The sequence below is a fragment of the Methylosinus sporium genome (assembly GCF_003113265.1).
Lineage (GTDB): Bacteria > Pseudomonadota > Alphaproteobacteria > Rhizobiales > Beijerinckiaceae > Methylosinus > Methylosinus sporium.
In genome coordinates, this window is the sequence record NZ_PUIV01000012.1 from 73386 (window position 1) to 88517 (window position 15132).

14 protein-coding genes and 1 tRNA gene are annotated in these 15132 nt (G+C 65.5%); 12 read left to right on the forward strand and 3 right to left on the reverse strand.

From position 1 onward, the window contains the following. Positions 1-147: 147 nt before the first annotated feature. From C5689_RS10020 to lpxK, 4 genes are all read left to right on the forward strand, one after another. Positions 148-981 (forward strand): 3'(2'),5'-bisphosphate nucleotidase CysQ, encoded by an 834-nt coding sequence (locus C5689_RS10020; protein WP_108917136.1) that lies wholly within the window; start codon positions 148-150, stop codon positions 979-981. Continuing rightward, positions 978-1226 carry a DUF4170 domain-containing protein gene (locus C5689_RS10025; RefSeq protein WP_108917137.1) on the forward strand — a complete coding sequence of 83 codons (249 nt, stop codon included), beginning with the start codon at positions 978-980 and terminating at the stop codon, positions 1224-1226. The genes C5689_RS10020 and C5689_RS10025 overlap by 4 nt, the downstream gene beginning before the upstream one ends. 114 nt (positions 1227-1340) lie before the next feature. Beyond that, complete coding sequence (locus C5689_RS10030; protein WP_108917138.1) at positions 1341-2618, forward strand: 3-deoxy-D-manno-octulosonic acid transferase; 1278 nt, start codon at positions 1341-1343, stop codon at positions 2616-2618. A 21-nt stretch (positions 2619-2639) separates the two neighbouring features. After that, positions 2640-3623 carry a tetraacyldisaccharide 4'-kinase gene (gene lpxK, locus C5689_RS10035; protein WP_108917139.1) on the forward strand — a complete coding sequence of 328 codons (984 nt, stop codon included), beginning with the start codon at positions 2640-2642 and terminating at the stop codon, positions 3621-3623. Positions 3624-3629: 6 nt separating this feature from the next. Here the strand turns inward: lpxK and C5689_RS10040 are convergent, their stop codons facing one another. Together C5689_RS10040 and C5689_RS10045 are read right to left on the reverse strand one after the other, a co-directional pair. Then, positions 3630-3857: a DUF2093 domain-containing protein gene (locus tag C5689_RS10040; RefSeq protein ID WP_108917140.1), complete on the reverse strand. Its 228-nt coding sequence runs from the start codon at positions 3855-3857 to the stop codon at positions 3630-3632. A 247-nt stretch (positions 3858-4104) separates the two neighbouring features. Next, a complete protein-coding gene (locus C5689_RS10045; protein ID WP_244594657.1) occupies positions 4105-5784 on the reverse strand; it encodes an OprO/OprP family phosphate-selective porin in 1680 nt (559 codons plus the stop codon). 606 nt (positions 5785-6390) lie between these two features. On the opposite strand from C5689_RS10045, the gene C5689_RS10050 reads away from it, so the two are divergent. From C5689_RS10050 to C5689_RS10060, 3 genes are all read left to right on the forward strand, one after another. Continuing rightward, the gene (locus C5689_RS10050) at positions 6391-8049 is read left to right on the forward strand and encodes an OprO/OprP family phosphate-selective porin (RefSeq protein ID WP_108917142.1); all 1659 of its coding nucleotides are present in this window, start codon (positions 6391-6393) and stop codon (positions 8047-8049) included. A 212-nt stretch (positions 8050-8261) separates the two neighbouring features. Beyond that, entirely contained in the window at positions 8262-9926 is a 1665-nt protein-coding gene (locus C5689_RS10055) for an OprO/OprP family phosphate-selective porin (protein WP_108917143.1), read from the forward strand. 241 nt (positions 9927-10167) lie between these two features. Then, on the forward strand, positions 10168-11838 hold the full coding sequence (locus C5689_RS10060) for a porin (RefSeq protein ID WP_108917144.1): 1671 nt from the start codon (positions 10168-10170) through the stop codon (positions 11836-11838). A gap of 32 nt (positions 11839-11870) precedes the next feature. On the opposite strand, the gene C5689_RS10065 is transcribed toward C5689_RS10060, so the two are convergent. Next, a complete protein-coding gene (locus C5689_RS10065; protein WP_425293398.1) occupies positions 11871-12968 on the reverse strand; it encodes a Ppx/GppA phosphatase family protein in 1098 nt (365 codons plus the stop codon). Between the two features lie 296 nt (positions 12969-13264). Here C5689_RS10065 and C5689_RS10070 point away from each other — a divergent pair. The 5 genes from C5689_RS10070 to C5689_RS10090 form a co-directional block, all read left to right on the forward strand. Continuing rightward, positions 13265-13338, forward strand: a tRNA-Gln gene (locus tag C5689_RS10070). A gap of 106 nt (positions 13339-13444) precedes the next feature. After that, the gene (locus tag C5689_RS10075) at positions 13445-13732 is read left to right on the forward strand and encodes a CCDC90 family protein (protein ID WP_108917145.1); all 288 of its coding nucleotides are present in this window, start codon (positions 13445-13447) and stop codon (positions 13730-13732) included. 120 nt (positions 13733-13852) lie between these two features. Further along, a complete protein-coding gene (locus tag C5689_RS10080; RefSeq protein WP_108917146.1) occupies positions 13853-14257 on the forward strand; it encodes a DUF2946 family protein in 405 nt (134 codons plus the stop codon). 70 nt (positions 14258-14327) lie between these two features. Continuing rightward, positions 14328-14828: an RNA polymerase sigma factor gene (locus C5689_RS10085; RefSeq protein ID WP_108917147.1), complete on the forward strand. Its 501-nt coding sequence runs from the start codon at positions 14328-14330 to the stop codon at positions 14826-14828. 94 nt (positions 14829-14922) lie between these two features. Next, positions 14923-15132, forward strand: a 210-nt coding sequence (locus C5689_RS10090; protein ID WP_146188371.1) for a FecR/PupR family sigma factor regulator, incomplete at its 3' end; no start/stop codon positions are given.

The window sequence follows — 15132 nt, forward strand, 5'->3', positions numbered from 1 at the left end:
CTGGTGAATCGCCCGTAAACCATTGCCTTTTCGACTGAATCTGGAGCATTGGGTTAGCATTGAGCAAACGAGATCGGCGAAATTCGCGGCAATTCGCCGAAAAGACCGCCTTGCGGGAGGGGCGCGGCTCGCTTAACGAAAGTCTCAATGGCCGACAATTCAAACGACTTGGCGCCGACCGAGCTGGCGGCTCGGCTGCCCCTGCTGGAAGCCGTCGCGCGGCGGGCGGGCGAAATCGCCATGGGCTTTTTCCGCCCCGGCGCGAGGACCAGCGCGGCCGTCTCCTATAAGGACGGCGGCTCGCCCGTGACCGAGGCGGATCTCGCCGTCGACCGCTTTCTACAGGAGGCGGCGTCGGCGCTGTTCCCGGACGCCGGCTGGCTCTCCGAGGAGACCGCGGACAATAAAGAACGCCTGCTGCGCCCACGGCTGCTCGTCGTCGACCCCATAGACGGAACGCAGGCCTTTCTGCGCGGCGACCTGCGCTGGGCGGTGTCGATCGCGCTGATCGAGGAGGGACGCCCGACGCTCGGCGTCATTCACGCCCCGGCTCTGGAATGGACCTTCGCCGCCGCCGCCGGCCATGGCGCGGCGCTCAATGGCGCGCCGATCCGCGTCTCCGAACGCGCCATTCTGGCGGGCGCGCGGCTGGAGGCGCCGCGCGGCCTTTCCGCCCGCTTCGCCGACTCCGAATATAAATTGGCGGTGCAGGATCGCACGCCCTCGCTGGCTCTGCGCGTCGCCGACGTCGCCGCCGGCCGCAATGATCTCACCATCGCCTCCGCGGATTCGAAAGACTGGGACATTGCCGCGGCCGATGTGATACTCACCGAGGCGGGCGGCGTCTTGTCCGAGCTCGAGGGGCTTCCTTTGCGCTATAATCGCCCGCAACTGCGGCGCGACATGCTGGTGGCGGCCCCGCAATCGATCTTTCCCGAGAGTCTCGCGCTGGCGCGGGCGGTTTCGAAGGGCGTGATATGAGCGAAACGACTACACAGGACGGCGGCGCGTCGCAGGCGCTTCATCTCGTTTTCGGAGGCGAGCTCGTCGACCTCCAGGGCGTCGCCTTCCGCGACCCGACGAAGCTCGACATCGTCGGCATCTACTCCGACAATGAAACCGCGCTCGCCGCCTGGAAGGCGAAAGCACATGCCACGGTCGACAACGCTCATATGCGCTATTTTGTCGTGCAATTGCACAGCCTCCTCGATCCCGACCTGAAATGAGCCGATATCGGCGGGACCGCGCGCGGCGAGCCGACGATTCCGCATGATCTTTCGAGGCCGGCGCGCCGTGACCAGCGGCCGCCATTCTACTGGCGAGCTGCAACCGGGGCGTCGATGCCGGTCCTGACGATCTATCGATTGCTGACCATCGGATTGACGCCTCTCGCCGGCGCGGCGCTGGGCTGGCGCGCCAAGCAAGGCAAGGAAGACCCCGAGCGGATCGGCGAGCGCATGGGCGCGCCCGGTCTGGCGCGTCCCGCCGGACGGCTGGTCTGGCTGCATGGCGCGAGCCTCGGCGAGAGCCTCGCCCTGCTGCCGCTGGTGGAGCGCTTCATTCAGCGCGGCGTCGAGGTTCTCGTCACCACGGGCACGGTCTCCTCCGCCAAAGTGCTTCGGGCGCGGCTGCCGGCCGGCGCTGTGCATCAATTTCTGCCGCTGGACGCGCCGCAATTCGTCGAGCGATTCCTCGAGCATTGGCGTCCCGACATCGTGCTCTTCGCCGAGTCGGAGCTGTGGCCCAATATGATCCGCGCGATTCATGCGCGGCGGCTGCCGCTCGTTCTCGTCAACGCCACCATCTCGCGCCGCTCCGCCGCGCGCTGGCGGCGACTGCCCGGCGGCGCGCGAACCTTGTTCGGCGAGATCGATCTCTGCCTCGCGCAGAACGCCGAGAGCGCCGCGCGCTATCTGGGCCTCGGCGCGCCGCGCGTGCGGGTCTGCGGCAATCTGAAATTCGACGTGCCGCCCCCGCCCGTCGGCGCCGGCAGGCTCGCCGAATTCAATGGCGCCATCGGCCCGCGTCCGGTCTGGGCGGCGATCTCCACCCATGCCGGCGAGGAGGAGATCGCGATCGACGCGCATCTCTCGCTTTCCGGCGAGGTTCCATCGTTGCTGACGATCATTGTGCCGCGCAAGCCCGAGCGCGGCGCGGAGATCGCCGCGCTCGCCAGCGCCAAAGGCCTCGCGGTCGGCCTGCGCTCGCGCGACGGCGAGCCGCGGCGCGGCGTGCAGATCTATGTCGCTGATACGGTGGGCGAGCTCGGCCTGTTTCTCCGCGCCGTCAGCGTGGTGTTCACGGGAAAATCGCTGACCGCCGAGGGCGGACATAATCCGATAGAGCCGGCCAAGCTCGGCTGCGCGATCCTGCATGGACCGCATGTCGAGAATTTCGCCGACATTTATGGCGAGCTGGCCGCCGCCCGAGCAGCCGCCCGCGTGAGCGATGCGGATTCGCTGGCGCGCGCGCTGCAATTCCTGCTCTCCGACCCCTCGCGAATGCGCAAGATGGGCCGCGCCGGCGCCGAAGTGGTGAGGAAGCTCGGCGGCGCCTCGCAGAGCATAATGGCGGCGATCGAGCCCTATCTCGCCCAATCGGCGCTGGAGCAGAAATGAGCTCGCGCCGCGCCTGCGAAAATGCGCGCGCCTGACTTCTGGCGACGCGCGCCGGCCTCGCCGCTGGCGCGCGCATTGGCGCCGCTCGGCGCGCTCTATGGCTCCATCGCTTCGGCGCGCATGGCGCGGCCGGGCGCGCGCGCCGATCTGCCGGCGATCGTGATCGGCGGGCCGACGCTCGGCGGCGACGGCAAGACGCCGGCGGCGCTCGCTGTCGCCGCTTCTCTAATGGAAATGGGCGAGCGGCCGTTCTTTCTCACCCGCGGATATGGCCCCCGCGACATGCGGGGCGCGCCTTTCCTCGTCGATGCGAAAATCCATACCGCGCGCGAGACGGGCGACGAAGCGCTGCTGCTGGCGCGCTGCGCGCCCACCATCGTCGGCGTCGATCGCGCTGCGGGGGCGCGTCTCGCCCGCGATCTCGGGGCGACGGCGCTGGCGCTCGACGACGGATTGCAGAGCCGGCGGCTCGAGCCCGATCTCGCGCTGATGGTCGTCGATGGATCCTATGGCGCCGGCAATGGGCTGTGCCTCCCGGCCGGCCCGCTGCGCGCGCCCTTGCGGCGCCAGCTCGCCGCGGTCGACGCGCTCATGCTCATCGGCGAGGGCGCCGCAGGAGAAGCGGTCGCCGAACATGCGAGAGCGGCAGGAAAGCCGGTTCTGCGCGCCCGCATCGCGCCCCTCGCCGATCGCCTCCCCGAACGCGCGCTCGCCTTTGCGGGAATCGCGCGGCCGCAGAAATTTTTCGCGACGCTGGAGGGTTTGGGCGTCGAGATCGTCGGCCGAAAGAGCTTCGCCGATCATCACGCCTATACGGCGCGCGAGCTCGCGGCGCTCGAGCGAGAAGCCGCTCGCCTCGGCGCGACGCTGGTCACGACGGAGAAAGACGCGGCGCGTCTTTCTCCCGACGCCGCCGCTCGCGTGCAGGCTCTGCCGATCCGCTTACGCTCGGAAAAAGAGGAAATGCTCCGCCGGCTTCTGCGCCGCGCGCTGGCGCGGAATTGACACGCCTCACGGCTTCTTCGGGAAGCTCACGCCGATGCGGGCGAGCTTGGCGTCGGTGCTGGAATAGGCCTCTTGCAGGTCGACGTTCCAATAGCGGAGCTCTTCCAGCGGAATGGGCTCGCCGGTCACGGCGCAGCGCACAAAGGCGCCCGGGCGGCGAACGCGGAAGTCGCCGTCGCGATATTCGACCTCGGCCTCGACCGCGGCCTGCGGCTGTCGTTCGAACCGGTTCATGCGGATCCTGCGTCTCGCCCGCTCGGTAAAGCGGCGCACCGACGAAATAAACGAGGTCATGCCGGATTTTCAATAGGAGAGACGCGATTGGCAAGCCGAATCGCACGCGAGCGGCCGAGTCTTCGCCGTCCCGCCCGCTGCAGCCGCGCCGGAACGGCTGCGCCATAGCCGGCGGCAGGGCTTCAAAAGCAATGGCCGCCCTCGAGGGGCGGCCATTTTGGTCGATTCGCGCTTTTCGCGCTTGTTCTCACCAGAAGACGTTGGCGCGGGCGAGGAAGATGCTCGGGTGATCGCCGTTGAGGAAGGGACGATCGGAGGCGGCGACCAGGGTCATCACACGCGTCCAATTGGCTTGCAGACGGAAGCCGTTGACCGGATACCAGTTCAAGCCGATCGTCAGATTTTCCTGGCGGCCTCCGAGCGTCGCTGTATTGGCCAGCGCCTTCTGAGCGGCCGAGCCGGCCACGGTCGCCGCATAGACGAAATTGCCGTCGACGAGCCCGCCATTGTTGAGATTGAGCTCGCTGAAGCGCGCCGCGATCTCCCAAGCGCCCCAGCCGCCCTTGTTGACGGGATTCTTGATCTTGATCGCTCCGAAGGTGCCGGGCGAGCTCCAGTTCTTGTCGTAGCCGTTATAGACTTCGGCCTTCGACTCGCCGGTCAGGAAGTAAGAACCCTGAACGTAATAGCCGCTGAACTGGAGGCTCGATCCGCCACCATTGGAATAGAGGAAGGCGTTGAGCGGATCGCGCTCGTATCGAGTTGCTATATATTCGGCCTGCAACGAGAGCGGACCATAGGTCGCAGCGGCCTCGAAACCATAGCTATAGGCGTATTTCAGACAGCTCGATCGCCGCGCGAACGGGTAATAGAGCCCGGCGAGGCCAGTAACCGAGGTGTTGAACGTGGTGGCGTTGGTCGTCGCGTTAGACGGCGGCGCGCAGGACAGGTCTTGAGCGACCGGCACGCGGCTCCATGTTCCGCTGGCGCCGAGAATGTCGGCCTCCTCACGCTCCGTGCCGGCGCCCGGCCGCAGAAAAGCGCCATTGGTGCCAGCCGTCGTATTGTTCGGGCGGTGATAGCGGAAGGACGAGCCCAGATGCAGCAGCTTGTCCTCTTGCTGGATCGGCGCATAGGTTCCGCGAGCCGCCACGTCCCAATATTGCGATTCGCCGGCTGGCGGAGCGGTCGCCGTGTCCTGCGGCGAGGTGGAGAAGATGCCCGTCTTGACCGACCACAGCTTGTCGCCGACACCGACCGCCGCGCCGATATGGCGGCTGGGCGCGAGAACGGTCGGCATGGCGCGCTCGAGGAAGGTGATGTTGCTCGTCGAGCTGGTCGTCTCCATGCTGAAAGGCTCGAAGAAATTGCCGACTTGGAAGGTGACGGGCTGACTGGTGATCGATTCCGGCAGCAGCTTGGTGCGATAGGCCAGATACGCGTCGCGAATGCCCTGCGTGCCCGAGTTGGTGAAGTCATATTGAAACCGGTAGAACCAGTCCTTGTAGGCCTTGCCTTCGATCCAGAGCTGCGCGCGGCGGAAACCGACATTCGACCGCGACGTCGTGTCGGCCGAACTGGAGAAGCCGCCGTCGATCTGCATTCGGCCGCCGATCTTGAAGTTGAACGCCTTATCCTCGGTCTCGACGAAGAGGCCGTTCTTGAAGCTGACGAACACCGGCGGTGGGGCGACGAGCCCCGGCTGCGTCTTGGCGGAATTGATGGCGTTCTTGACCTGGGCGTTGGTCTTGGCCTGCTCGGTCATCCGCGCTTCGAGGCGCTTGATCTGATCCTTCAGCGCCTTGATCTCGCTCGCCGTATCGGCCAGCGCCGGGGCCGGAACGCCCAGAATCCCGCAGAAGGCGGCGAGCGCGACGCCGCCCGAAAGCCTCCGCGCCATTTTCGACCCGATATTCTGTTCTCTCATCAAAGCCCCCTGCGCTGAGCGTCCGGCGTCTCGCATGATCGGTTCGGACAATTCTTCGCCGGACGAGGCTTCATTCGGAGGAATGACTACTCGTGTCGACGACAAGTTATCCTGGACGGGAACCAAACACTGCGCGGCGCGCGTCATTTACGCCATTTGCCTATTGCTCGACTTATGATGCCAAAATTCTCATCAGCCTTGCTCATCGAGTGAGCTTATACCGATGAAATGTTCTTTTGAAACATCACATGTAATTGTCTTACATTTCGATCGGCTGTCCGCGCAAGGCCGAAATCGGATTCCCTTAAGGTTTTTCACCTAGGTGTTGCCGATCGGACACAATTCGGCCTCTTTACGATATGAGTCGCCACAATATCGCGCTCGGCCGCGACCACTCGAACAGAGGATCACACGGGCGCGAGCGGCGCTGAAAAATGCTGCAATTCGAAGGGCTAGGCGGGCGCCTCGGCTCGCCCCCTACGTGGCATTTGAGCCACACCTCGAGGGGAAAGCGCCGTCACAAAGCCCCGCCCCTACGAATTGTGATGATTGTGTCACAGAACGCCTCTAGCGCTGCCCAAGCGGTAAGCAATTCAAGAGGCTGACATGACACATGTACCGAAGGTCCAGACGATCGCGAAAGGCGCGACGCCTTCGAAGCTGCTGGGAGGCGTGGCCGTTGTCGCGCTCCTCGGCGCTTTCGGCGCGCCCACGGCGGCTGTCGCCGACACGGCGAGCGAGATCAAGGCGCTCAAGGCGGAGCTGAAGCGGCTCGAGCACCGGCTCGAGGAGCAGGCCAAGACGACCCACCAGGTCAAGAATGCGCTGAACTCCGCCAAGAGCGCGCCCGACCACAAGGGTCCGCCGCCGGTGTTCGTCAGCTTCAAGAACGGCCTCTTCGTCGAGACCGAAGACAAGGACTTCAACTTCAAGGTCGGCGGCCGCGTGCAGGTCGACGGCGGCTTCACCAGCGCCCCGTCGACGGGTTCGCGCAGCAATGTCGACTTCCGCCGCGCCCGCCTCGAGGTCGAGGGCAAGGCCTATAAGAACTGGTACTACAAGTTCCAATACGACTTCACGGGCACGGGCAGCCAGGGCATTCGCGACGCCTTCCTCGCCTATCGCGCCAAGCTGCTGCCGTCGGAGATCACCTCGGAGCCGATCACCTTCCAGGTCGGCAGCCAGTACGAGCCGTTCAGCATGGAGACGGTGACGTCGTCCAAGCACATCACCTTCATCGAGCGCGCGCTGCCGGGCGCCCTGGCGCCCGACCGCCACATCGGCGCGAGAGTCGGCCTCGGCGACAAGCATTGGGCCGTGCAGGCCGGCGTGTTCTCGACCAGCTTCGGTCAAGACAAGGCCCAGAATCCGGCTGCGACGGGTCATCAATATTGGGACCTGACGACCCGCGCGATCTATGCGCCGATCGTCGAGGAGGACAAGCTGCTCCATTTCGGCGGCTCGTTCATGTATCATAAGCCGAACGACTCGACCGCCGCGCAGGATCCGAACAATCTGCTGCCGGGCAGCGGCAGCCGCGACGAAACCGACATTCTGAAGAACACCTATATCGTCGTGCCGTCGGCCCAGGCGTTGAACTGCAGCCCGGCCTACAAGGCGGCGACCGGCGTGGCCCTGTTGTGGACGCCCGGCTATCTGCAGAACGGCTGCCTGAAATCCAGCTACAACTACAATTTCGAAATGGCCGCCACCTACGGCCCCTTCTCGGTGCAGGGCGAATATTCCGGCGCGCATTACGAGCGTGATGCGGGCACGGCCCTGGCGCTCGGCAACAACGGCGGCTCGAGCCTCGAATATAGCGGCTATTACGTGCAGGGTTCGGTGTTCCTGACCGGCGAATCCCGCGCAGCCTCCTATAAGGGCTATGACAAGGATTGGAATTCGCCGGGCACCTTCAGCGACATCGCGATCAAGAATCCGCTCGGCAAGGGCGGCTGGGGCGCCTGGGAAATCGCCGCGCGCTATAGCGAGCTCAATCTCAACAACGGCGGTCTCGTCGACAGCAATTACGCCTATCTGGCGGCGGTCGCCGGCAATGCGGCGCAGAAGGCGCTCGCCAACACCGCGACGCTGGGCGGCCGCGAGGAGAATCTGACCCTCGCGCTGAACTGGTATCCGGTGCGGGGCGTCCGCCTCCAGGCCAACTGGACGCGCGCAATGACGCTCGTCGCTCCGTCCGACAAGCCCTATCTCAACGGCCAGCACCCGAGCACCTTCCTGTTCCGCACGCAGGTTTTCTGGTGAGAGATAAAGGCCGGGCCTCTCGGCCCGGCGAGACGTTCGATCGAGAAGAGGCCGCCCTTCGGGGCGGCCTTTTTCATTATGGAGCCAAATTTCATGGCGTGACATTTCCGCAACAGCTGCCGCTGAAAACATCCCGCGCCGACCAGCAGCCTAGTCAACCCCTATAGTCTATGACTAAGATATACTACTTAGGCGTCAATACGGGGACACTGATGAACGGGCATAAGGGATCGCGCGGACGGATAATGTGGCGGCTCTCGGGCGGCGTCGCTCTCGCCGCCTTCGCAGCGACTTTCGGGCTTCCGGCTTCCGCTCTCGCGGATACGGCGAGCGAGATCAAGGCGCTGAAGGCGCAATTGAAGCGACTCGAGACGCGACTCACGGAACAGGCCAAGTCCACCGCTCAGGTCAAGAATGCGCTCAATTCCGCCAAAGGCGCGCCGGGAGCCAATGTTCCGCCGCCCGTCTTCGTCTCCTTCCGCAATGGCCTTTATGTCGAGACAGAGGACCAGGACTTCAGCTTCAAGCTCGGCGGCCACATCCAGGCGGACGGCGGCTTCGCCTCCTCCGCGGACACCATTTCGCGCAGCAATGTCGGCTTCCGCCGCGCGCGCATAGAGGTCGACGGAAAGGCCTTCAAGAATTGGTATTACAAGGTCCAATATGATTTCACCGGCTCCGGCGTCGCCGGCATCCGCGATTTCTATGTCGCCTATCGCGACAAATTCCTGCCGCCGGAGCTGACGTCTCTGCCGATCACCGTGCAGATCGGCAATTTCCGAGAGCCCTTCAGCCTGGAATCGACCGAATCCTCCAAATATTTCACCTTCATCGAGCGCTCGCTGCCCTCCGTGCTCTCGCCGAGCCGCCATATCGGCGCGGCGGTCGCGATCGGCGACAAGAACTGGGCGGTCAAGACGGGCATCTTCTCGACGAGCCCGCAGGACACGCAGACCAGCCCGCCCACCGGCGAGTCCCAATATTGGGACGCCGCGGTGCGCGCGATCTACGCGCCCATCACGGAGGAGGACAAGCTGCTCCATGTCGGCGCCTCGTTCAAATATCACAAGCCGAACAACACCACCGCGGCGACCGACGCGGCCAATCTGCGCCCCGGCCAGTCCTCCGAGCGCGAGGAGACGGACGTGCTCGGCGGCGGCGGCGCCCTGACGCGCGTCTCGGCGGCTCAGGACCTCTCTTGCGCGGCCTCAGCGGCGACGCTCAACATTGCGACGACCGGCGTCGGCCAGCTCATCGCCCCCTTCGCCCGGCGCTCGAGCTGCCTGAAATATTCCTACAACTACGGATTCGAAGCCGTCGGCGCCTATGGGCCCTTTTCGCTCCAGGGCGAATATATCGCCGCCCAATATGAGCGCGACTCCACCAACGCCTTCCTCTACGGCAATGGCGGCGGAAGCAGCCTGCGCTACAGCGGCTATTACGTGCTCGGCTCGGTGTTCCTGACCGGCGAGTCGCGCGCGGCCTCCTACAAGGGCTATGACAAGGACTTCAACACGCCCGGCAGCTTCGGCGACGTGCAGATCAAGAACCCGCTGAACAAGGGCGGCTTCGGCGCCTTCGAATTCGCCGCGCGCTACAGCGAGATCAATCTCAACAATGGCGGCCTGGTCGACGGCAATTTCGTCTATGCGGCGACCGTCGCCGGCAACGCCGTCCAGAAGGCGATCGCCAGCACGGCGACGCTCGGCGGACGCCAGGACAATTTCAGCCTCGCGCTGAACTGGTATCCGGTCCGCGGCGTGCGCTTCCAGGCCAATTGGACGAAGACCCTCACGCTCGTCGCGCCCTCCGACCGCCCCTATCTCAACGGCGATCGCCCGAGCCTCTTCCTGGCGCGCGCGCAAATCTTCTGGTGAGGCCAAGACAAAATTCGATACATAGCGTTTCGAGCCATCGCGGCCGCCCTTCGGGGCGGCCGTCGCGTTTTTGGGCGAGAGGCTCGCGCCGCTCGTTGCGCGCGCTCGTTCCCGTCACGAAAAAAGTATAATAGAAAATTAGTAATTTTTCATCGCCGATTCGGCGAAGCGTCTGTGCTCTAGATATTACGTAAGTCTTTATACGCAGTTCTATCGAACATTGCTTCGACGGATCGCAGAAATGCCCAAATCGAATCTTTTTATTTTGGCTTATGTCGTCGCCATAGCCTGCCCGATCGCGGCGGACGCCGAAGAGCTCCCCAAGCGCCGCGCCGCCCCGGCCGAATATGTGCGCGTCTGCGATCAATATGGCGCGGCGTTCTTCTATATTCCCGGCACCAACACTTGCCTGCGCCTCGGCGGCGCCGCCGTGGGCGAATGGCGGAGCTGGAGCACCTCCTACCGAATGTCGCGCAGCATCATCGCCACCGACAATCCCGTCGCCTTCGGAACCGGCGCCGGCGGCAATCCGCTCGGCCTACCGGGCCATGTGCCGAATCTCGGCTATTCCAACGCCCGCAGCGGCGACAACACTGGCTTCGTCGGCATAGGCCGGGCGGAACTCGACGCCCGCGCGCCCACCGACTACGGCACGATGCGCGCCTTCGTGCGGCTCGAATCCTATTTTGGTTCGGACAGCAGCGCGGCGACGGGCTCGCTGAGCGGCGGACAATATTTCGGCGGCGCCAATTTCGCGAACGGCACGACGTTCCGCACCACGGCGCGCGAGACGACGATCCTCAACAAGGCATTTTTGCAATTCGGCGGCCTCACCGTCGGCCGCGTGCAGTCTTTCTTCGATTTCTACACCGACAACATCAATTGGGAGGCGCTTCGCGGCTCCAATGCGACGGTCGGCGCGCTCGCCTATACCTACAGCTTCCGCGACGGGGTCTCGCTGAGCTTCTCCCTCGAGGACAACGTCTCGCGGCGAGGCTTCATCGGCTCGACCATCGGATCCTATAATCTGATCGCGGCGGTCTATGGCCTCACCGGGGCCGCCGCGGATTTCGCGGCCGCGGCCTGGGGCACGCGCTTTTCCGGCGTCCCGGACGGCGTGAAAATCCCCGATATCGTCGGCGCCTTCCGCATCGACCAGCCCTGGGGCGGGGCGCAGATTTCCGCGGCCGCGCATCAGCTGCGCAGTTCGCTCTACACCCGCAACGCCACTGTGGCGACGCCGGTCACCGGCGTGCCGCTCGGCACGGCGATTCCGGCTGTCTCGCAGGAGGATTACGGCTATGCCGCGCAGCTGGGCTTGCAGTTCAATCTCGACAAATTCGCCCCGGAGTTTTTCCCCGAGGGCGACAAATTATGGATCCAGGGAACCTACGCTCGCGGCGCCGTCGGCTATCTGATGGGAAATAATCTGAGCTTCAACGGCGGCCCGGTGAACGGCAACGCCTTCTATGGCTATGGCAATGGCGGGGTCAAAGCCAGCAATGGCTGGGAATTCACCAGCTTCGACTGCATCTGGACCGCGGGCGCCCATTGCGACAAATCGACCGGCTGGGCGGCGCTCGCGGCCTTCAAGCATTACTGGACGCCGACGCTCTCCTCCGGCCTCTACGGCTCGGTTCTGGAGCTCTATTACAGCCCGAGCGCCATCGCCGATTTCGGCGGCGGCGTCGGCGCGGTGAATACGACGGAATATCGCATCGGCTCCAATCTCGTCTGGACGCCGCTCAAGAATTTCGATCTCGGCGGCGAGCTCATGTATCTGCGCGACAATCACCACAGCCGGCCGGTGGGGCTCGCGCCGGACATAGCGCTGTGGTCGGTCGGCCTGCCCTCATGGAAAGGCGCCAACGCCACGGTCGAGGGGCGGCTGCGCCTGCAGCGCTCCTTCTGACGGCGCGATGGACCCGAGGCCGGCGGGCGGCCTCAATCCCCGCGCTGCGGCGCGAACGATCCGTCCGCCTCCATCATCTCGAGCAGCATCCCCTCGCGCAGGCCGCGATCGGCGATGCGTGTGCGAGAGGCCGGAAAGAGGCGTCGAATCGCCTCGAAGATCGCGCAGCCGGCGAGCACGAGATCGGCGCGTTGCGGGCCGATGCAGCCATTGGCGGCGCGCTGGTCGAAATCCATGGCGCGCAACTGATCGATGGCGCGCGTCGCATCCTCGTCGGACAGCCAGAGTCCGTCGACGCGCCAGCGATCATAGCGCTCGAGGCCGAGATGCACGCCGGCGAGCGTCGTCACCGTGCCGGAAGTGCCGAGCAGATGGAAACGCTCGCAGCGCCGCTCCGCGGCCGTGCGCTCGGCGAAAGCGGCGAGCGCCTCGAGCGCGCGCGCGATCATCGACTCGTAAACGGCCGGGCTCACGCTTTTGCCGCCGAATCGCTCGGCGAGCGAGACGACGCCGATCTCGAGCGAGGTCCAATGACGCAACAGACAGCCGCGCGCCGAGCGCGTCAGCCAGACGAGCTCGGTGGAGCCGCCGCCTATGTCGAAGAGCAATATGCTCTCCGCGCGCGGATCGGCGAGCGAGCCGCAGCCGCGCGCAGCGAGCCGCGCCTCGGTCTCGCGGTCGATGACCTCGAGCGAGAGGCCGGTGCGCGCGCGCACGCGCTCGACGAATTCGGCGCCGTTCTCGGCGGCGCGGCAGGCCTGGGTGGCGATGAGCCGGGCGCGCGAGACGCCGCGCAGGCTCATTTTCTCGCGGCAGATTTCGAGCGCCTCGAGCGTGCGCTCGATCGCCTGCTCGCCGATGCGCCGGGAGACGCCCATGCCCTCGCCGAGGCGCACGATGCGCGAGAAAGCATCGACGATGCGCAGCATGTCGGATTTGCGCCGCGAGCGCTGCTCGGGCCGCGCGATCAGCAGCCGGCAATTATTGGTGCCGAGATCGAGCGCCGCATAGACATGATCGTCGCGCCGTTCGCCCGCGGCGCGCGCGCTGCGGGCGTCGGGCGAGCCGGGGGCGTACGGGCGGGCGTGATCGCTCGATCCGTCGTCGGACGCGCCTGTCCCCGCGCCCATGCGCGGCGTTTCGCCGCCGCCCGGGCCCCCGCCCCAATGTTCCGGCTTTTTCAACCCGCCTCCCGACCGGCCCTCTTCCGTTCGCATCGCCGATCTTTGTCTCGACGAGACTCATGGCCGATCGCGGGAAGTGTAGCAAGGCCGGCGCGAATGCCCAAGGAGCGCGTTCGGGCGAGCATTTCGAGAGCGCCCGGCGCCGATCGTGAGCTCGAGCGCGTCCAACCGTGGCGATCATGTTGACAGACGGGCGTCCTCTCATTAGATCACCGCGACGCGCCGCTTCGTCGCGCGACCGTTGGGGGATAGTTCAACGGTAGAACAGCGGACTCTGACTCCGTTAATCTTGGTTCGAATCCAGGTCCCCCAGCCATTTGAAATTCTAGCATTTTCTCCTGTTTTTCGCGGAACGGCGAGGGGCCGGGCGGCGGCTGCGGAAAAGCTCGTCGATCGATTCCGGCCTTGCCTGCGCCTACCCTATGAGCATGACTTCGTCCGCCATTACCTTCGATCGTCTCGCCTATATCGATCGGCTCAGAGAAGCCGGCTTCGACGACAAGCAGGCGCGCGCCCAGTCGGACGCGCTGGATGCGGCGTTGCGCGACTCCGTGGCGACGAAGGCCGACGTGCGCGAGGCCGAGCTGCGGCTCGATGCGAAAATCGAGGCGACGGCGGCAAATCTCCGCGCGGATATCGCCCGTCGGCTTTTCGTAGCCGTCATCGCGATCGGCGGCCTCGTTCTCGCGGCCGTCAAATTCGTGAAGTAACGCCGCAGGGCCGGGGCGGGCGCTCATGACGCGCCCAACCTGCAGAGTGTCGTCGCGCCGCCGACACGGGCGGCGCCTTGGCTCTTGACGGCCGTCCGCCGATCATGGACCTTTTCCGGCATGGCGAAGCTTTGGGCCAATTTGCGGTGGACGGCGCGCGCGCTCATGTTGAGCGGGATCGTCGCGCTTTGTCTCGCGCAGGCGTTCGCCGTCGCCGCCTCCGGCTCGGCGCGCCTCGACGGCGCGTCCGCGGCCGATCGGCTCTGCCGTTCCGTCACCCATGATGCGACCCATGACGCCGATGCGGACGGCGGTTCGGCGGGCGGACGCCATCATTGCGACATGTGCCCCGCCGCCTGCGAAGGAGCCGCGGCAGGCGCCGCCGTCGCGCCCATGCGGCTCGGCATGGTCTTGCCCTATGCGCCGCCGGCCGTCGCGTCGCCGCGGCTCATCGAGACTCCGACTCCTGTCCGGTCTGCATGGAACGGCTCCTGGTCGTCGCGCGCGCCGCCGCTCGGCGCCTGATCGCGCCGATTTCACGCGACGGCGCCGCTCCTTCCGCCGCATTCCCTCCGCACGCATCCGGACGCCGCGTATGTCGGACAGCAAATTCATCTCGTTCCGCGAGCTCTTCCTCCGCAACAAACGCGGTCTGCTCACTTTTTTGACGCGCCGGGTCGGACGCGAGGAGGCGTCGGATCTGCTTCAGGAGACCTTCGTGCGCGCGCTGCGCCACGATCGTTTCGAGAATGTCGCCGATTCGACGGCGTTTCTGAAACAGATCGCCGTCAATCTCACCAGGGATTTCGCCCGTCGGCGCAAGACCGAGACACGCTATCTCGATTTCGGCGATCCGCCCGTCGAAACGCCCTCGGAAGCGGCGACGCCGGAAGAATCGCTCGAAAGCCGCCGCAAGACGCGCATCGTGCTGGAGACGATCGACGCGCTGCCGCCCCGCTGTCGCGAGGTCTGCCTGCTGGTGATGCACGAAGGCGTCTCCTTGAACGAGGCGGCGCGGCGGCTCGGCATTTCCGAGACGATGGCGCGGCGGCATTTGCGGCTCGCTCTGCTGCGCTGCCGGGCCGCGCTCGATTGATTTTTTTTTCGCGCCCCCGTTTCGTTTTCCGTTCCGGCGCGTCCTATGAGACAGCAGCCGGCGGAGGAGCCGCGCCGATCGATGGCCGAGACCAATGACCGACTATAGCGACGGTTTCGATCACGACAGCCCGCGCGTCGCCGCCGTCAATTGGTGGATACGGATGCGAGCCGATGCGCTTTCGGCCGCCGAGAAGGCCGAATTCGACGCTTGGCGGGCCGCCGATCCGGCCAATGCCGCGGCCTTCGACGATATGGCCGAAATGTGCGGCTTCGTGGAGAGCCTCGCGCCGAACCGGCGGGGC